Consider the following 16,642-nt stretch of genomic DNA (forward strand, 5'->3'; position numbering starts at 1 on the left):
GGATTTATCAATCATAAAAAAACAGTATACTATTCATGATGATTATAATTATGTATAGTATACTTTTTATATAGTTAAAATGAATATATATTGTGTTATTCAAGGAGGATAATAAATGATCCCGTTTGCAGACGAAAAGCTGCTTAATTTATTAATTCAATATAATCCTTGGTGGAAGGGAATCCCAATATCTGAAAAAATGGCACCGCCGCATCATCGTTTTGCTTATTATGAAGCAACTAAGCTGCTCTTTCATCCGGAATTGCGAAGATTTGTGGTTTTATCAGGCGCAAGACGTGTTGGGAAAACGACAATCATGTATCAGCTCATTCAAAATCTTTTAGGAAAAGGAACGGCGGCAAGAAATATTGTTTACTTGTCGTTTGATAATCCTATTTTGAAATTAGGTGGTTTCGAAGGTGTTCTGCGTGCGTACGAGAATGCCTATCCCACTGAGGGAACCCTTTATTTTTTCTTTGATGAAGTTCAGTATGCGGAAAACTGGGAAACCTGGATAAAGACGTTATATGATACGCGCCTTAATGTCCGCTTAGTTGCGACTGGGTCCGCAAGTCCTGCTTTAGAAAAAGGTTCTGCCGACAGCGGTGTGGGGAGATGGAGTGTACTTAAAATTCCGACCCTATCCTTCTATGAATATTGTGATCTTTTGCAAATACCGGCAAGGCCCCAATTGGAATCCGGCATACGTCCAACTCAACTCTATCGGCTGCCGCAGAGTGATTTAACGGACCTCATGACCAGGCTGTCTTCGTTACAACAGCATTTTTACCGATATCTTTCAGTTGGAGGATTTCCGGAGCTTGCACTGTCACATGATGACGCCTTTTCACAGAGAATGCTTCGGGAAGATGTTGTTGATAAAGTGATTAAGCGTGATCTTTTAACACTCTTTAATGTACGCAATCCGTTGCAGCTTGAAAAGGTATTTCTGTACCTATGTATGAATTCTTCAAATATTATTAACTTGTCCACAATGTCCAAAGAGCTCGATGGCATGAATAAAGTGACGCTTTCGAATTATATACGCTTCTTAAAGGAGGCCAATTTAATTTACATTAGTGAACCCATCAGTGTTGAGGGCAAGGGCATTCTCAAAGGCCGCCCGAAAATTTATGTCGCTGACGCTGCCATACGCAATGCAGTGCTCATGCTGGATGATGTCATTACCAATTCGAATGAAATGGGCGTGATGGTTGAATCAACAGTGTATAAGCATATTGCAGCTTTTTATTATACAACGAATGCACAAGTCGGTTATTATCGTAAGCTTAAAGAAAATGAAAAAGAAGTCGATGTTGTGGTTGAACTGCCTGCTTCCAGAATTTTGTGTGAGGTTAAATATCGCGAAAATTCGCATATTCCGGAATCCGATGCGATTATTGAACTTGCTAATGACGAAAGCAAAAAGACACGGGGGGCTTTGGTTATTACAAAACGAGCTGAGGATTATGGCGTGACTGCGCATCATACGCGCGTTCCGGTCATCCGAATTCCCGCACCGGCTTTTTTATACCTGCTCGGTCATTCGGAAAAAGAAGGATATGCTGCAAAAATGTGACTGGGATCTGACCATAAATACGAACAGAAAATTTTTGAAATGTATGCAATGCCCATAAATGAACGAGAATCATTGTTACTAAAAATGAGGGAAGGTAATGAAAATGAAAAAACTGATCATCATTAATGGGACGATGGGTGTTGGAAAATCGACGGTTGCGGAGCTGGTCGCAGACCGACTGGAGCCAAGCGTGTTTCTCGATGGCGACTGGTGCTGGAAAATGAATCCATGGGTCTTCTCAGAAGAGAACAAAGCCATGGTCATCAATAACATTACTTATTTGTTGAACGCCTACCTGGCTAACACTTCATTCCGCTATGTCATCTTTTGTTGGGTACTTCATCGTGAGTTCATTTTTGATCAGATTCTCTCTCGTCTGCATGGTGGCTTTGACCTGTATAAATTTTCGTTGATTTGCTCTAAAGAAGCATTGCGTGCGCATTTTACGCAGGATGTTCAAAAGGGAATTCGAACGATGGACACGCTTGAGGCAAGCTATTCACGGATGCAGCTGTATCAAACGTTATCCACGCAGAAAATCGACGTAAGTCATCTTTCCGCCGGACAGGCAGCAAACCGGCTGATCGAGCAGATCGGAAAATAACGCACCTCAGATCCCATATATGTTTTCAGCACGTTCATCGGATAACGATTTTGTTTCTAAGGTCTGATCAGCGTGGGCGAAGATAACGAATGATGACACGCCCATTGCTCCCAAACTCACGAATATTTGTGTCAGCCCTTAATCACTTTCCGCTCTGAACAGGACATAAATAAAGGTCAACTTGTGAAAAAACAGACATGCAACTATTGGTTGACAAATTGACAGCTTGAAGTGGTCGTCGGCATAAAGAAAAAATAATAGACTGAAGGTGAGGTGATAAGCATGAGTTTTCAGGAAAAGCTGCGAACATTACGAAAACAGCAGGGGATGTCTCAGGAAACATTGGCGAATGAACTTAACGTGTCGAGACAAGCCGTTTCTAAGTGGGAGTCCGGGCAATCTTATCCGGATATGGAAAAATTAATTGCGCTCAGCAAAAGATTTGAAACCAGTATTGACAGCCTGGTTCAGGATGCTTCTCCGGCCGAAGAAAAATCGAGCGATTCAAAAACAATGATCATGCGCAGTCACAGGTTGCATTACGAATATAAAAGTGATCGGAAGCTGTTTGGTCTTCCACTGATTCATGTCAATATCGGTTCCGGATTATATGTCGCTAAAGGAATCATCGCGGTGGGCTGCGTTGCCATCGGCCTGTTATCCGTAGGGCTGCTATCTCTGGGTGTTCTCTGTGTTGGTCTGCTGTCGCTCGGGCTGCTTAGTTTCGGTAATCTTGTTCTTGGCGTGCTGCTTGCTGTCGGAGGCATCGCAATCGGGACACTTGCCATTGGCGGTATAGCGATCGGCGTGTTTTCTCTGGGTGGCCTATCGATTGGGATGTTCTCCATCGGCGGAATGGCCATCGCTTCTCATGTGGCTATTGGTGAGTACGCCCATGGGTATGTCGCCGTCGGGCGTGCTGTTCAAGGCATGGAAACTGTTGTTTCTTCGACACAGGAAGGTCCTATGAGCGACATTTCTGCGGCCGAAGTTCAGGCGGCCATTCTCAAAGCCTATCCACATTTGTGGACACCGATCATTAAGGGATTGACATTCATTTTCCATTAATTTCACTTCATCAAAAGATCGAAGAAATAACCCATAAAAATAAGCGAAAGTCCTATAGAAAAATGAACATTTCTTTTATTGATCCCGAGCCGTTCGAACAGCATAAACAGCAGGGCAATGATGATGAAAAATAGAGCGCTGCTCATTACATAGCCCAAATGATCCCAGAAAATGGCGGGTATTTTCTGATAAATCCCGGATATGGTGCCTAAAGTCAATAATAGAAGCGGAATTCTTAATTTCCAGTGCATGTCATCACCCCATCGTGAAGGATAAGCGAACAATCAGCAGCGCTGTTCTTAGTATAACAGACGCGTTGGTTGAATCGAATGAACAAATTGGTGGCAGCAAACCAATCTTTAATAACGATCGCTCCCAATTTATAAAATGAACTGAATTGTCAAATAAATGATGTGCTGCACCTTCCCACTTCCTTTATAATGGAAACAGATCCTGCCCCGTCAAAGGAGGAATTACAACGAATGCGAGAAGCAAAGAATTGATTGCTTTAGCAATGGACTATGTTGCTTCGTTCTTTCCCAATGAACGCTTTGTATCAATAGGTGGTTCAATAGCAAGAGGAACTGCGGATCAATACAGTGATGTTGATCTAACCATTTATAACCACTTAAAAGTGACCGATGATCAGAACGTTGAATACCGCGATATCATCATCCAGATTCATTTTTCCTCACTGCCAAGAATAAGGTCTGTCTGCAAAGATCCATGGGCAAATCGTTTTCTATCTGAAATCAGGGTGCTTCGGGATAAAGATAATCTTCTAAGGAACATACATCAGGAAGCCTGTACATTTCTAAACTCGTCCAGCGCGCAGAAAAAGATGATTTATACAGTTCAGGAGATCGTTCAACATAGAATCCTCGCTGCCAAACGTTTTTATCAAATCGGCCGATTTTATTCGGCAACCAATGCAGCAATGGGTTCATGGTCGGAAGCAGCTTTTCTTTATTTGTATTTAGCTGTTTCTGATTTAGAGAGAGCGGAGGCATTTTATGATCAATTATTGCCGCTGTTGGGATTTGATTTAAAGGACAAGGAAAAAGATGCTGTTTTGGAATCTGAATACAAGATTGTCGAGTATCATCACAAAGCTTTTTCACTGGGCTTTGTCAGTCCACGTTCTGTATACAAAGAGGAAAAGGTAAGCAGAAGGAAGCCTGGGGCACTTCATCATCTTGCTTTTCAAGTCGGCTTGCGTGCTGAAGTTGACCGCCTGTTCGCCGAGATTAAAAAAATGAGGATTAACATCGTTCATTTTCCACGATTTTATCCTGAGTATTGTAAGGATTACTATGCTTTTTTCTTTAAAGATTCTGAGGGTATTGAGTACGAGATTGTTAGCTTCAATCGATCGGCTTACTTTGTACTATAAGAAAGTTTGAAAAATTGGATGAAGTGCTGGACTGTTTGTAATGCATCCTGTCTTAAACGGCAAGCTTTAAAACTTTGAATCTCACGTCAATGGACAGAAATGGATGATGCTGATGAAAAAATTAAAAACCCTGTCCCTAGTTGCTGCTTCGTTCATTGTGTTAGTGGTTTTGATTGGCTTCTATCTTGATCGATTTCACGGTTTTCATGATCAGCACGTATTCAGTGGTGACCTGGACCGTGATCAGGTCACCAATCAATTCGATGCGGATACGGATGGCGATGGCGCGGCAAATCTCAAGGATGGGGACGCCAACGGAAATGGAAAATCGAATCAACAGGATCTCATTGATGGAGCAAAGCAGCTGGTTGGTGTGCTCTATGATCCGCTGAAAGGCGGACATGGTAACATCGGCGGAAATATGGGTTTCATTGTTTGTGTTGATGTTCCGCGCATTGCCTATGCGGATGCCGGTATTTCTCTGGATCAGCTGCTCAAAAATGATTTTGCACATCATCCGGACCACTATCAGACCCAAAAAGGCACCAACACACCGGCAACTCCTTATTTTTATCGCCGTGTGCGCAATGTCTATGATTATGCCCGTAATAATGGGCAGCTTGTTGCGAATGCAACGTACCCCAAAGTCGGCGACATTGTTTTTTACAGCCGATATCATGCGACACTTGTGGTGGGGACGTACTCAGACGGAACCTATGATGAGGTAGAGGCAAGCCCGAAACAGGTGTATGTTCGCGACCATGTACATAAGAAATGGAAAAAACGTGATGTTGCCCGACTGCTGAATAAATAGGCAGAAAGCAAGGCAGGCTTATGAATCGCAGATTTACTCACATCTATTCAAGGTCAACATTGAAAGAAGGAAACAGATGAAATGAACGGACGATTATATTTGTACAAGCCTTCATTCCGTGAACTGGCTTATCGACAAAAACTATTGGCACAGCCGGACACTATGTCATTCAATCGCGGCTATCATCTGCCACTTGATAATTATAATAACGACCCAGGGTGCATTGATTTCACGGAAAAGTATTGGAACGATTGGTATTTGCGATGGAACGGCAACGGGACTAAAAACTACTATGCGTATATTATGAAAAATGATACCCGAACGCCAATCGGTGAAGTGGCCCTGCGATATGACGCAGAACAGAGAGCCTACTGCGTGAACATAATCATTGAAGCAAAATTTCGCGGATGTGGATACAGTGAAGAAGCTGTGCGGCTGCTCATTGAAACAGCCTTCAATCAATTAGGCGCAGAGAAACTGTATGACGAGTTTCCTGGGGCAAGGACGTCAGCTGAGAAAGTTTTCAAGAAACTTGGATTTATCAGGACCTCGGAATCAATTGTGGAATTGACAAAGGTCCAATATTTGAAAACACTGAATCATGGTTGAAAAGCATGGGTGAGTATTTGGACGTCCGTTTTTTCTGAACATACATAAATATAATATTTTTGAATAAATGGTTGCAAAACAATCAAAAAATGCTTTGCTTTTCAACGTATTTAATCGTATTTTTATTAAAAAGCGATTATCAGTGCCAGTAGCGGAAAAGGTGATGATTCGGTGGCTTGGGGTTACATTATAAAATTTATCATTGGCGGGACCATTTTTGTGCTCATGTCCTATTTCAGCAAATCAAAGATTCTGTTTTTATCAGGGGTCATCACTTTTATTCCTGTCATGACGTTGATCAATATGGGGCTGCAAATTCGGCATATGAATGTTGAGGAATTCAGGACCACAGAATTTGATGGAATTTTTGGCGCGTTCGGCGCGGTTGTCTTAATTTTTTCTGTGTTTTTCTTAACAAATTGGCTGCGTCCGGTAAACGCAGTTATTTTGTCCGCAGGAATATATCTTATTTATATGGCGTCCTGCAAGTACCTGTTAGGTTAAGCGAAACGAAGATAGGGGACCAGATCATGACTGACGATGACAAAAAAGTAAAAAAAATCAGTGAAGATAACAATTTTGATCGCGTTTTCATCGGAAAACCAGGATGTATGTCTGTGATTGTAATCATTGCCATCGCATTTATTTTATATGCTCTTTTTATTGCAAAATAGGAGTAATGCCGACAGTTGATGCATGAAAGCACTATGGAATGAAATGGAGCGTATAAAATGCACATAAAGAAAACCTATTTTCGCATGTATGTGAATGATTTAGACGAAGTTCTGCCGTTCTATGAAAAATTGTTTGGTATGCATCCGGACACACGATTTAACTATCCTGAAATGCATCTGGAACTCGCTTCAATTGGTGATTTTCTGTTTGTCGCAGGGAAACGTGAAGATCTGAAACCATTCAGCAAAACCAAAGTGACTTTCATGGTTGACTCACTTGATGACTTTCTCATTTATTTTAAGCAGAACCATTTTGAGATCATCAGAGAACCACGAAAAGTACCAACAGGAAAAAATGTCACGGTAAGACACCCTGACGGTCTTATTGCGGAATATGTTGAACATCAATCTTCATAAATAAAGTCAGTTAATCTCGCGAGCAGCCAATCCATCTCATTGCTTAATGGATGAATTGATAACTTTTTATTGGAACGATACTCAAAAATTGTGAGCAATTATCGCATTACCATTAGTAACAGATGCTCAAGTGCTTGATTTTGGAAGGTAATTTGGCATTACAGCTAATCATTTTGTGCCAAATAACTCATTTTTGCAATAGAATCAAATGCAGACATGGTTAAGATGAGCGTGAAAGAAAAGAAAATAAGTATGATCGGGTTATTGGCGGATTGAATGAATCAAAAAGCTGAATAAAAACAACCCCAATGGTAGTGAAACCAAAATGAACAGATATGAGATGGATCGTCTTTTTCAGAATTATGTCAACGGATGGAAAAAAAGTGACAAACAGTTAATTATAAGCACCTGTGATGTTACCTGTGAAATCATTGAATGCTATGGTCCGGTTTATAAAGGAACCAATCAAATAGAAAGCTGGATTGATGCTTGGATAAGCAGGCATCATCGGGTGAAACAATGGGATATCCTGAGAAATTACATTGATACTGCTTCTTTAACAGCCGTTTTTGAATGGGCATTTAAATGCTATTCGGGAAAAAAAGATCATCATTTCAAAGGCTGCAGTGTTGTTCAATACAATAGTACATATATTACATGCATAAAAGAATATAGAATGGAAGCTGTTCATTATTATCCTTATGAGTAAGCTACCTATTGTTGTGGCAACTGCTTGAGAGAAATGTTCTATTGACTTTTTGTGGGTTGATAAAGCAGTTCGCGGTAAGGGATACGGTAGTAAATTATTGAATAAGATGGAGAACTTTGCACTGGAAAGTGGATGCAGGTTCATCGATCTGGATACATTCAGTTTTCAGGCGCCTGAGTTTTATAAAAAACACGGGTTTCAAGTTTTTGGTGTTCTTGAAAATCATCCGGAGGGATTTAATCAATATTTTTTACAAAAGAGATTCGCGAAATAAAGAAGATGTCTGGTGGTTTAGAATTATTGTGCGATTATGGGGGAGGGAACCTTTTTGAACGTTTTCTCAAATGTAATTGGTAGTTTTGATTTCACAGGTGACTGTATGAATGATGCTTATCAATTTTTGGTACAGCATCATTTGCCGGCGGTTGCAGAACACTCGAAACGAGTGAGTCAAGAAGCAGAACGATTAGCAAAAGAATGTCTTTATCCAGAACATAAGGCTGCGATTGCTGGCATTTTACATGATATTAGTGCAGTATTCCCTTCAGCTGAACGTTTGTCGGTAGCTCAGGAACTCGGTATTCCCATTTTGGACGAGGAGATTGATTTTCCGATGCTCCTTCACCAAAAGATATCCAAAGTGATAGCACAAGATCTATTTCAAATAAGAGATTTAGAAATATTGAATGCGATAGAATGTCACACAACACTTAGAAAGAATCCGGGGCAACTGGATCTTATTCTATTTGTGGCGGATAAGATCAAATGGGATCAAGAGGGCACGCCTCCTTACGTAGAGGAATTGAATCGTGCATTGCATGATTCAATAACCAGTGCAGCGTATTGCTATATTCATTATTTAATGCTGCATAAGAATGAACTAAAAGTAGTGCATCCCTGGTTATCCGAAGCATACCTTGACTTAGAAAAGAGGGTATCATTCTAAGTTTTTTTATAGAGAAGGATCAATCTTAACGCTTCGAGGGTCTATGGTCCTGCCGTTTCACTGCATCCATTCCTTGGTTTCATTTTTGACAGATTTCGTAACTTTGTTAACAATCGTTGTACACAGGGAGCATACGTTCTATAATGAGACAAGAAAGACTGATCAAGGATGGTGATAAGCCAATGATTAATCATATTAATGTGATCGTTAGTGATTTGAAACGCAGTGCCGATTTTTATGAGCGTGTTCTTGCGATGTTAGGTTATCACAAGCATTTGGTTAACGAACAATCTGTAAGTTTCAGTGATGGGATTTCAAGTGACCCGGGAGGCGATCTGTGGCTGTCAGTTGGGGAACCTGTATATGGTCATTTTGCATTTCAGGCTAATACCCATAAGGAAGTCCAGGACTTCTTTGAACAGGGGTTAAAGTGTGGCGGAAAAAGTAATGGTGCCCCCGGATACCGGGTGCATTATCACCCTCAATACTATGCTGCCTATCTTTTAGATCCTGATGGATATAACATTGAAGCAGTTTGCCACGAGTAAGCTTTTGCGGCGGAATTTTGGAGGCTCGAAAAACGGGCTACCTCAAGTTAATCTTAGAAACAAGATTGATCAATCAAAATGCAGTTCGGTTTTATCAGCGAAAATCTTATCATCGCATTTTAAACTATGGAAAGTATGTGGAACATTCTGAATCCGTGTGCTTTGAAAAGGATCTGAACATACATACATGCTGATGACTGAACGATATGTGAGTAAATAGGATACAACGTCACAATAGAGATGACTCAGAAAAGCGATGCGATCAGGAGGAAGCCTGCATGAATATTCAAGTACATACGTTACATGCATTCACAAAAAACGGTACAGGCGGTAATCCCGCCGGCGTAGTTCTAGAAGCTGATTCCCTCAAAAGAGAAGAAATGCAGCTGGTTGCTCGTAAAATTGGATTTTCGGAAACAGCGTTTTTTCAGCGGTCAACCGTAGCTGATTTTAAACTGAGCTACTTTACCCCAAATAATGAAGTCCCTTTATGCGGTCATGCGACGATCGCCGCTTTTTATTTACTGCATGCAGAGCAGAAGATTCACCCGGGCGTGTATGCATTAGAAACTAAGGCCGGGATACTTTCTGTGCGCGTTAATGATACGCAACAAGTATTTCTTTCTCAGGCACTCCCCGCTTTTTATGAGCAGCCAAACAAAAAAGAAATTGCGGAATCATTGAATCTTCCGGACACGGGATTTGATCCTGATCTTCCTGTTGAAATTGTCTCAACCGGATTACGGGACATCCTTGTTCCGATTAAGAATGTTTCTGTTTTAAATCATATAAAGCCTGACTTCTCCCAAATTCGCGAAATAAGCAAAAAGTATCACGTTGTCGGTTATCATTTGTTCACACTAAATGAAAGCAGCGATAAAGTAGCCAGTTGCCGGAATTTTGCGCCGTTATATGACATTCCTGAAGAAAGTGCAACAGGAACATCAACCGGGGCATTGACATGCTATTTGTATAAATATAATAAGATTCAAGGGAATCAACAATTAGAATTTGAACAGGGCTACAGCATGAACTGCACATCTTCAATTCTTTCAAAACTAACCATTGAAAATGGAGCAATCATACGGATTGAAGTAGGAGGAACAGCTGCACAAATGAATGAGCACTTGATTTCTTTATAAATCAACTTGAAACGGTTGCGCCAAACATCCCTGCTGCGCGGGTGACGCAAACTGTGAATGGCCTCATAACGAGAATATTATTTGCGGGAGTGATTTTTTACGGAACTTTGGGATATTTATGATGAAAACAGAAACTTAACTGGCAGAACAATGGAACGAGGAAGTAAATTTGATAAAGGTGATTATCATCTTGTCGTTCATGTTTGTATTTTTAATTCAAAAAATGAAATGCTTATCCAACAACGTCAGCCATGGAAAAAGGGCTGGCCAAATATGTGGGATGTCTCTGTCGGTGGCAGTGCATTGTCTGGCGAAACAAGTAAAAAAGCCGCCGAACGAGAAACGTTTGAAGAAATAGGCTATAAAATTGATTTATCAAATGAACGACCATTTTTTACGATAAATTTTGATGAGGGCTTTGATGATTACTATCTTGTTAAGAGAGAAATCGATATTAAAGATTTAAAATTACAAGATGAGGAAGTTCAATCAGTGAAATGGGCAAATAAGAATGAGATTTTACAACAAGTTGACGAAGGAAATTTTATCGATTATTGGTTTATTGCTCTTTTATTTGATATGCGACACCATAGAGGTGCACATCGTATCAAATGAATCTATTCTTTTAACACAACAAGTTTATTAATGAAATACGTCCACATAACAGATATTGCCGTATGTAGCTGATTTTAAAATGATATACGAATGCATATTCCTGCGATATGCTTCATGTATCTCAAGGTTAGGGGATGTAAAATAGTGAATTTAAATGAAGCATTTCTGGATTTTTTGGTCGAAGCAAAAAAGAAATCGTATGCCTCTCAGGGTGATGATGCATCCGTGGAGCCCAAACTTGAAGGTTCGCAACAATTAGAATTTCAAAATGGGGACTTCTTCTACAGAGATATCTATTTTGGGATGAGTTATTTCATTGGGCAGGAAACCGTTTATTATCAGGAAAAGCCAATATGGTCTATGGTGTATTCAGGCGGCGTGAACAGTAAGCAGGATATTAAAGATGCCCGAACAATTTATTCTTTTTTAAGAAAAGCGATGCGCGAAGTTAATTTAGATACTCCATTTCGTGGACCTAAGCAATTCACAGAGGGAAATTTTATCTACTCTGACTCACATGAAGGCAGTATTGAGTTATTTAAAGGGATAGAGAACATTTCATTTAGAGATGAGAAAGTTTACCGCCTCAGCTATTCCGGTGGATCGATTAGATAATTGTACGATGTTTTGAACAGCAGAAGATGGATTCTGAGCGACAAGCTGGGAGGTTTTATTTTGGAAATAGAGGATTTTTCAAAATTAAAATCCATCGTTTCGATCTAATTGAATCCCGTATTAAGCGGCACACGGGTCATGCCATAAACGAGTGAGGAGAAAAAATAATAAACATTAAAATCGACGATTTAACCGGTGATCAGGTCATTAAACTGATTAAAGCACATCTTCAGGGCATGGCGCAGGTTTCTCAGCCTGAAAGTATTCACGCAATGGCACTTGAGGCATTAAGAAGGCCGGAAATAACCTTTTGGAGTGCATGGGAAAAGGATGAATTACTCGGTTGCGGTGCGCTTAGGGAGCTCGATCATCAGCATGGAGAGGTCAAGTCCATGAGAACAGCATCAGCGCATCTGAGAAAAGGTGTGGCTAAGCAGATTCTTCAAAAAATAATCGAAGAAGCTCGCAGACGTGGGTATCACCGGTTAAGTTTAGAAACAGGGGCGGGTGCAGCCTTTGCGCCTGCGAGAAAATTATATGAGTGTTTTGGATTTCACGAATGTCAGCCCTTTGCAGACTACACCAATGATCCCAATAGTACATACATGACAAAGGAATTCTACCATTGATGCTGGCAGTCCTATTTTGACAATCCATGATTAGGGATGTGGAATCGAATGATTCGTGCGCAAAAAAAATTCACGGGCAGTGGTGGGATCAACTACATAATCAGGTCGGCATGTCCGGATGATGCAAAGCGTTTATCCGAGATTAGGGTACAAATTGACGGTGAAACTCAGAACATGGACAGAGAATCAGGGGAGCAGTTCATAGATGAGCAGAGCTTTCGGCAATTAATTAAAGAAGATACAGAAAGTGATCGGAATCTTTTTCTGGTTGCCTCGATTGACCACATCATCGTGGGTTTTTCAAGATGCCAGGGAAATCATTTAAAACGATTCGCTCATAAAGTTGAATTTGGTGTTTGCATTTTAAGAAAATACTGGGGTCTCGGGATCGGAACCCATCTGCTTAAAGAGTCGATTGCATGGGCAGAATCCAATACGATTAAAAAAATGACCCTTACTGTTTTAGAAACAAATGAAAAGGCAGTCGGCCTTTATAGAAAATTTGGGTTTGAGATTGAGGGTGTTTTAAAAAAAGATAAATTATTATCTGATGGCCGTTACTACAATACAATTGTCATGGGAAGAGTGAGCAAGTAAAATTTTCTATGTTCTGAAATTCATGCAATAGTGTAGAGGTGGGTGAAGCATGGCTTTTGATCGTTGCAAGATTGAAGTATTCATTCCTGAAGATTATATTGCTCCCCTTAGAAACAGACTGAATACATTGTCCATTCTTACGGTCGGGAACTATGATCACGTGATTCCCTATTCAAAGGTAAAGGGATATTGGCGGCCGCAAAAGCTGAGTGTCCAATTCTAAACTGGATCACTTCGTATTCTGCATAACTGACAGTCATAAATTAGTGACAAAGGGAGCCGGATGATTGTGGAAACATCAATGTTCCTCCTTTTTCTATTTATCATTTCCATTCACAATACTGAAGAGGGTATTTGGCTGATGAGAATGACCAGGCACTCGAAGGTCAGGTTATATCAGGCGGTTAAACAAGATCAATTTCTGTTTGCGGTCATTGCAGTGACAGCAGCCGCGTATTTTGTTACGTCAATGTTCATTCTTTTTCCTGAAAATGTATGCTTTAAATATGCTTATTTTGGATTTCTGGCTGCCATGATGTTAAATGTTCTTTTTTCGTATTTACTTGGAGCGATTATAGAAAGAAAGTATTCCCCAGGATTAATGACCGGAATTTTATTGATTATTCCCGTCCACACCATCATAATAATGAGAGCTTTCCAAAGCCATTTAATCTTATTCAACGGTTTAATAATAGGGACGTTCGCAATGTCTACGGCGATGCTCTTCCTTATTCCGCTTATGTTTAAGCTTGCTTCAAAATGGATTTGTTTTTCACAAAATTGAGTGGTCTGTCAATAAAAGGAAGGGGACAAGTCAATGGCAAACGATGAAGCGATAAAAAAATTCTGGAATGATTTTAAAATGAAGCACAGTCTGGCGCAGGATGACTATCAGGCCTGGTCCTTTGGCTACACGGCAGAAACAGCCAATGAGCTGGCCGATCTGGTTGTTCAAGGAATCAAGACAGCGACGGCATCAGCCTATGAATTATATGAAAAGGATGAACCGCTTCCGCAAGTCGGCGAGTACAATATTATTCTGGACGGCAGTGGCTTGCCTGTTGCGGTGACAAAGACCGTGGTCGTGGAAATCATTCCGTTTAACGCAGTAAGCTGGGAGCACGCCTACCATGAGGGAGAAGGCGATCGTTCACTTGCTTACTGGCGAGAAGTGCACGAAGATTTCTTTAAGCGGGAATATGCCGAAGCCGGTTTGAATTTTGATCAAACCATACCTTGTGTCTGCGAGGTTTTTGAAGTGGTTTATACAAGTAAATGAGTTGGGAGAACTAATCATGCAGAGCTATGATAACAAGGAAGCTCTCATTGCTGAAATCCAAAAAACATTTAAACTTTTCATCAAAGAATTTGATAACGTCCCGGGAAATAAAATGCATTGGCGTATTGCACAGGTGGACAGAACGCCGTATGAAATGATCGCTTATCAGGTCGGCTGGCTGACACAGGTGATGGGTTGGGAAAGTACGGAGCTGTCCGGGCAGAAAGTGATGACTCCTTCTGCCAATTATAAATGGAATCAGCTCGGGCTTCTTTATCAGCAATTTTACGATCAATATACCGGTTATTCCTTAAAGGAACTGTGTGATTTGTTTGAGAAAAAGGTCGATTCATGGTGTGCCTGGATTCAGGGACTGAGCGATGACGAACTTTTTACACCGGGTGTCCGGAAATGGACGGTAACAAACGCAAACTGGCCAATGTGGAAATGGATCCATATTAACTCGGTTGCGCCGTTTAAGAGTTTTCGAACGAAAATCAGAAAATGGAAAAAGTACAGTTAGAAAAAAGCTTTTTTGAGCAAAGAAAGCAGAGGAGATCATATGTTCAAACTGATTGAATTAACGCCTGAACTTGAAGAATCTTTTAACAGTTATTTGTCGGAGTGGATCCAGTCAGGCGAAGCAATTGTACCCAGTGCTTCCGCAAAAGGAGCGGAAGCCTATTCGCAATTTCTGGAAAAATTGAATGAGGGGAAAACGGACATTGTTCGCAGGCGCGGCTGGGTTCCTGCAACATTATATTTTCTGGTGGATGAACAGAATTATCTCTATGGGTCAGTGCATCTGCGTCATGAATTAAACGAAGCCTTAGTAAATCTTGGTGGTCACATCGGATACGGCATTCGACCATCGGAGCGGCATAAAGGTTATGCGACGAAGATGCTGGCGCTGGCTCTGGATAAAGCGCGCAATCTGCAGCTCAAACGTGTTCTGCTAACGTGTGATCAGAATAATATTGGTTCTGCGAAAACGATTCTCCATAATGGCGGTGTTCTCGAAAATGAGCTTCGTCATGGAGAACGGATCACTCAGCGTTACTGGATTGAACTTTAATGGAAAATCGATATGCTGAATCGAGGAAGCTCCTCTGTCATTGATCATGTTTATCCAATTTTTTGGCGATGTCTTTGAGCAGTTCATTCTGTTCTTTATGTATGTTTAGAAACTGAAACATGTACCAAATGACAAAGACAGGAACTGCAATAAAAATCAAAAAATAAATGGGGACGAGCGCGGAAAGTGTACTAATACAAAACGACTCCTTTTTGTATATTATATCAAATGAATTAAGACATGGACAGAATCTGTTTGCAGGATTTTTTTGAGCAGGGGATAAAGTGCGGCGGAAAAAGTAACGGTGCGCCTGGATACCGTGAACACTATCATCCTCAATACTATGCGGCTTATCTTTTAGATCCTGATGGCTATAACGCTGAGGCCGTTTGTCACCGGTCATTTTTACCTTTGGTTTTTGAGAACCATTCATGAAAAATCTGCATTGAAGCCAGTCAGCCAATCAAAAGAAGAAAAAAGGAGGCGATACATGTGAACTGGAAAGAAAACAGAATTCAATCCGCACAAAACGGGACCAATCCGATGGTGCTGGCAGAAATGAAAAGCGGCTACGCGGTCATCGGTGATACACAGTTTTTGCCTGGCTACTGCATTCTGCTTCCGAAAAAAGAAGTATCAAGTCTTAATGATTTAACCATTTCAGAGCGTGCACAGTTCTTAACGGACATGAGCATCATTGGTGACGCGATCATCAAGATTTGCCACCCGCTCCGCATTAATTACGATATACTGGGCAATACGGATGCGTTTTTACATGCACATATTTTTCCAAGATATGAATGGGAACTTGAAGAGCGAAGGAAAAAGCCGGTGTGGCTCTATGATTCTTCGAACTGGTTTGATGAAGACAAGCAATTCAGTGAAGAAAAGCATGGAAAACTGAAAGAAAGACTCTCCAATTATTTATCTGCCATCTCCAATGATTAAATACAGATGCTACGCAATAATTAATAATTAGAAAATCTGGTGATGCCGCCGCACAAAACTGCGTGAGAATAGGAAGGCGCGATTTTATGACCGACCTGGCATATTTTTCTGCTTTTCCCCTAACATCATTAGTGATTTTAATTGCGCCGGGACCGGACATGGCTTTTATTATACTATAAGAAAGTATATAAAATTTAAGGAAAATAGTAAATTGTAATCAGTCTGGCAATTGGTTATGGCCTGTACCGCATGTACTTTTTCAGGGATTTACAAGAAATTTTTATTACAAAAGACACTCTTGAGGATTATGAATACAAAGGAAGAAAAGTATTGAAGAAAGACCTTGTTATTGCTTTTTCCTTAGTGGCTGCTTTTATATTT

General features: G+C 40.7%; 25 protein-coding genes and 1 pseudogene. 24 read left to right on the plus strand and 2 right to left on the minus strand.

Going from position 1 to position 16,642, the window contains the following annotated elements:
- Positions 1–115: 115 nt before the first annotated feature.
- The 3 genes from M3N64_RS08365 to M3N64_RS08375 all read left to right on the plus strand — a co-directional run bounded on the left by M3N64_RS08365 (position 116) and on the right by M3N64_RS08375 (position 3,251).
- The gene (locus M3N64_RS08365; RefSeq protein WP_249100983.1) at positions 116–1,579 is read left to right on the plus strand and encodes an ATP-binding protein; all 1,464 of its coding nucleotides are present in this window, start codon (positions 116–118) and stop codon (positions 1,577–1,579) included.
- A 97-nt stretch (positions 1,580–1,676) separates the two neighbouring features.
- Positions 1,677–2,183 (plus strand): AAA family ATPase, encoded by a 507-nt coding sequence (locus M3N64_RS08370; RefSeq protein WP_249100986.1) that lies wholly within the window; start codon positions 1,677–1,679, stop codon positions 2,181–2,183.
- Between the two features lie 282 nt (positions 2,184–2,465).
- Entirely contained in the window at positions 2,466–3,251 is a 786-nt protein-coding gene (locus M3N64_RS08375) for a helix-turn-helix domain-containing protein (RefSeq protein ID WP_249100990.1), read from the plus strand.
- Positions 3,252–3,253: 2 nt separating this feature from the next.
- On the opposite strand, the gene M3N64_RS08380 is transcribed toward M3N64_RS08375, so the two are convergent.
- Positions 3,254–3,502 carry a hypothetical protein gene (locus M3N64_RS08380; RefSeq protein ID WP_249100993.1) on the minus strand — a complete coding sequence of 83 codons (249 nt, stop codon included), beginning with the start codon at positions 3,500–3,502 and terminating at the stop codon, positions 3,254–3,256.
- Between the two features lie 248 nt (positions 3,503–3,750).
- Here M3N64_RS08380 and M3N64_RS08385 point away from each other — a divergent pair, with 248 nt between their 5' ends.
- The 20 genes and pseudogenes from M3N64_RS08385 to M3N64_RS08480 all read left to right on the plus strand — a co-directional run bounded on the left by M3N64_RS08385 (position 3,751) and on the right by M3N64_RS08480 (position 15,313).
- The gene (locus M3N64_RS08385; protein ID WP_249100996.1) at positions 3,751–4,644 is read left to right on the plus strand and encodes a VOC family protein; all 894 of its coding nucleotides are present in this window, start codon (positions 3,751–3,753) and stop codon (positions 4,642–4,644) included.
- Positions 4,645–4,756: 112 nt separating this feature from the next.
- The gene (locus M3N64_RS08390) at positions 4,757–5,458 is read left to right on the plus strand and encodes a DUF1287 domain-containing protein (protein WP_249100998.1); all 702 of its coding nucleotides are present in this window, start codon (positions 4,757–4,759) and stop codon (positions 5,456–5,458) included.
- Between the two features lie 81 nt (positions 5,459–5,539).
- On the plus strand, positions 5,540–6,067 hold the full coding sequence (locus tag M3N64_RS08395) for a GNAT family N-acetyltransferase (protein WP_249101001.1): 528 nt from the start codon (positions 5,540–5,542) through the stop codon (positions 6,065–6,067).
- Positions 6,068–6,238: 171 nt separating this feature from the next.
- Positions 6,239–6,571, plus strand: a complete 333-nt coding sequence (locus M3N64_RS08400; protein WP_249101004.1) for a GlpM family protein — start codon at positions 6,239–6,241, stop codon at positions 6,569–6,571.
- Positions 6,572–6,597: 26 nt separating this feature from the next.
- On the plus strand, positions 6,598–6,741 hold the full coding sequence (locus M3N64_RS08405) for a hypothetical protein (protein WP_249101007.1): 144 nt from the start codon (positions 6,598–6,600) through the stop codon (positions 6,739–6,741).
- A 57-nt stretch (positions 6,742–6,798) separates the two neighbouring features.
- On the plus strand, positions 6,799–7,158 hold the full coding sequence (locus tag M3N64_RS08410; RefSeq protein ID WP_249101012.1) for a VOC family protein: 360 nt from the start codon (positions 6,799–6,801) through the stop codon (positions 7,156–7,158).
- Positions 7,159–7,483: 325 nt separating this feature from the next.
- Positions 7,484–7,867 (plus strand): hypothetical protein, encoded by a 384-nt coding sequence (locus M3N64_RS08415; protein WP_249101014.1) that lies wholly within the window; start codon positions 7,484–7,486, stop codon positions 7,865–7,867.
- Positions 7,868–7,907: 40 nt separating this feature from the next.
- Positions 7,908–8,141 (plus strand): annotated as a pseudogene (locus tag M3N64_RS08420) (GNAT family N-acetyltransferase); the annotation flags it as partial.
- Positions 8,142–8,246: 105 nt separating this feature from the next.
- Positions 8,247–8,813, plus strand: coding sequence for a bis(5'-nucleosyl)-tetraphosphatase (symmetrical) YqeK (gene yqeK, locus M3N64_RS08425; protein ID WP_438271010.1), 567 nt, complete (start codon positions 8,247–8,249; stop codon positions 8,811–8,813).
- Positions 8,814–8,956: 143 nt separating this feature from the next.
- Positions 8,957–9,361, plus strand: coding sequence for a VOC family protein (locus M3N64_RS08430; protein ID WP_249101021.1), 405 nt, complete (start codon positions 8,957–8,959; stop codon positions 9,359–9,361).
- Between the two features lie 278 nt (positions 9,362–9,639).
- On the plus strand, positions 9,640–10,503 hold the full coding sequence (locus M3N64_RS08435) for a PhzF family phenazine biosynthesis protein (RefSeq protein WP_249101024.1): 864 nt from the start codon (positions 9,640–9,642) through the stop codon (positions 10,501–10,503).
- Between the two features lie 150 nt (positions 10,504–10,653).
- Positions 10,654–11,118, plus strand: a complete 465-nt coding sequence (locus tag M3N64_RS08440; RefSeq protein WP_249101027.1) for an NUDIX hydrolase — start codon at positions 10,654–10,656, stop codon at positions 11,116–11,118.
- Positions 11,119–11,262: 144 nt separating this feature from the next.
- Complete coding sequence (locus tag M3N64_RS08445; RefSeq protein WP_249101030.1) at positions 11,263–11,733, plus strand: DUF5680 domain-containing protein; 471 nt, start codon at positions 11,263–11,265, stop codon at positions 11,731–11,733.
- 167 nt (positions 11,734–11,900) lie between these two features.
- Positions 11,901–12,362, plus strand: coding sequence for a GNAT family N-acetyltransferase (locus M3N64_RS08450; protein ID WP_249101175.1), 462 nt, complete (start codon positions 11,901–11,903; stop codon positions 12,360–12,362).
- Positions 12,363–12,410: 48 nt separating this feature from the next.
- Positions 12,411–12,959: a GNAT family N-acetyltransferase gene (locus M3N64_RS08455; protein WP_249101032.1), complete on the plus strand. Its 549-nt coding sequence runs from the start codon at positions 12,411–12,413 to the stop codon at positions 12,957–12,959.
- 49 nt (positions 12,960–13,008) lie between these two features.
- Positions 13,009–13,182 carry a hypothetical protein gene (locus M3N64_RS08460; RefSeq protein WP_249101036.1) on the plus strand — a complete coding sequence of 58 codons (174 nt, stop codon included), beginning with the start codon at positions 13,009–13,011 and terminating at the stop codon, positions 13,180–13,182.
- 66 nt (positions 13,183–13,248) lie between these two features.
- Positions 13,249–13,743, plus strand: coding sequence for an HXXEE domain-containing protein (locus M3N64_RS08465; protein ID WP_249101039.1), 495 nt, complete (start codon positions 13,249–13,251; stop codon positions 13,741–13,743).
- 33 nt (positions 13,744–13,776) lie between these two features.
- Positions 13,777–14,238 carry an ASCH domain-containing protein gene (locus M3N64_RS08470; protein ID WP_249101042.1) on the plus strand — a complete coding sequence of 154 codons (462 nt, stop codon included), beginning with the start codon at positions 13,777–13,779 and terminating at the stop codon, positions 14,236–14,238.
- 16 nt (positions 14,239–14,254) lie between these two features.
- Positions 14,255–14,761: a ClbS/DfsB family four-helix bundle protein gene (locus M3N64_RS08475; RefSeq protein WP_249101044.1), complete on the plus strand. Its 507-nt coding sequence runs from the start codon at positions 14,255–14,257 to the stop codon at positions 14,759–14,761.
- 39 nt (positions 14,762–14,800) lie between these two features.
- Entirely contained in the window at positions 14,801–15,313 is a 513-nt protein-coding gene (locus tag M3N64_RS08480) for a GNAT family N-acetyltransferase (protein ID WP_249101047.1), read from the plus strand.
- Between the two features lie 37 nt (positions 15,314–15,350).
- On the opposite strand, the gene M3N64_RS08485 is transcribed toward M3N64_RS08480, so the two are convergent.
- On the minus strand, positions 15,351–15,746 hold the full coding sequence (locus tag M3N64_RS08485; protein WP_249101049.1) for a hypothetical protein: 396 nt from the start codon (positions 15,744–15,746) through the stop codon (positions 15,351–15,353).
- Between the two features lie 59 nt (positions 15,747–15,805).
- Between M3N64_RS08485 and M3N64_RS08490 the strand changes: the two genes are divergently transcribed.
- Positions 15,806–16,261, plus strand: a complete 456-nt coding sequence (locus tag M3N64_RS08490) for an HIT family protein (protein ID WP_249101052.1) — start codon at positions 15,806–15,808, stop codon at positions 16,259–16,261.
- Positions 16,262–16,642: the final 381 nt, after the last annotated feature.

Source organism: Sporolactobacillus mangiferae, assembly GCF_023336505.1.
Lineage (GTDB): Bacteria > Bacillota > Bacilli > Bacillales > Sporolactobacillaceae > Sporolactobacillus > Sporolactobacillus mangiferae.

Bases quoted from the DNA above. Each gene is read 5' to 3' on its own strand.
- M3N64_RS08365 (WP_249100983.1), top strand. From the start codon at position 116: ATGATCCCGTTTGCAGACGAAAAGCTGCTTAATTTATTAATTCAATAT.
- M3N64_RS08370 (WP_249100986.1), top strand. From the start codon at position 1,677: ATGAAAATGAAAAAACTGATCATCATTAATGGGACGATGGGTGTTGGA.
- M3N64_RS08375 (WP_249100990.1), top strand. From the start codon at position 2,466: ATGAGTTTTCAGGAAAAGCTGCGAACATTACGAAAACAGCAGGGGATG.
- M3N64_RS08380 (WP_249100993.1), bottom strand. From the start codon at position 3,502: ATGCACTGGAAATTAAGAATTCCGCTTCTATTATTGACTTTAGGCACC.
- M3N64_RS08390 (WP_249100998.1), top strand. From the start codon at position 4,757: ATGAAAAAATTAAAAACCCTGTCCCTAGTTGCTGCTTCGTTCATTGTG.
- M3N64_RS08395 (WP_249101001.1), top strand. From the start codon at position 5,540: ATGAACGGACGATTATATTTGTACAAGCCTTCATTCCGTGAACTGGCT.
- M3N64_RS08405 (WP_249101007.1), top strand. From the start codon at position 6,598: ATGACTGACGATGACAAAAAAGTAAAAAAAATCAGTGAAGATAACAAT.
- M3N64_RS08410 (WP_249101012.1), top strand. From the start codon at position 6,799: ATGCACATAAAGAAAACCTATTTTCGCATGTATGTGAATGATTTAGAC.
- M3N64_RS08415 (WP_249101014.1), top strand. From the start codon at position 7,484: ATGAACAGATATGAGATGGATCGTCTTTTTCAGAATTATGTCAACGGA.
- yqeK (WP_438271010.1), top strand. From the start codon at position 8,247: ATGAATGATGCTTATCAATTTTTGGTACAGCATCATTTGCCGGCGGTT.
- M3N64_RS08430 (WP_249101021.1), top strand. From the start codon at position 8,957: ATGAGACAAGAAAGACTGATCAAGGATGGTGATAAGCCAATGATTAAT.
- M3N64_RS08435 (WP_249101024.1), top strand. From the start codon at position 9,640: ATGAATATTCAAGTACATACGTTACATGCATTCACAAAAAACGGTACA.
- M3N64_RS08440 (WP_249101027.1), top strand. From the start codon at position 10,654: ATGGAACGAGGAAGTAAATTTGATAAAGGTGATTATCATCTTGTCGTT.
- M3N64_RS08455 (WP_249101032.1), top strand. From the start codon at position 12,411: ATGATTCGTGCGCAAAAAAAATTCACGGGCAGTGGTGGGATCAACTAC.
- M3N64_RS08460 (WP_249101036.1), top strand. From the start codon at position 13,009: ATGGCTTTTGATCGTTGCAAGATTGAAGTATTCATTCCTGAAGATTAT.
- M3N64_RS08470 (WP_249101042.1), top strand. From the start codon at position 13,777: ATGGCAAACGATGAAGCGATAAAAAAATTCTGGAATGATTTTAAAATG.
- M3N64_RS08475 (WP_249101044.1), top strand. From the start codon at position 14,255: ATGCAGAGCTATGATAACAAGGAAGCTCTCATTGCTGAAATCCAAAAA.
- M3N64_RS08480 (WP_249101047.1), top strand. From the start codon at position 14,801: ATGTTCAAACTGATTGAATTAACGCCTGAACTTGAAGAATCTTTTAAC.
- M3N64_RS08485 (WP_249101049.1), bottom strand. From the start codon at position 15,746: ATGAATGGTTCTCAAAAACCAAAGGTAAAAATGACCGGTGACAAACGG.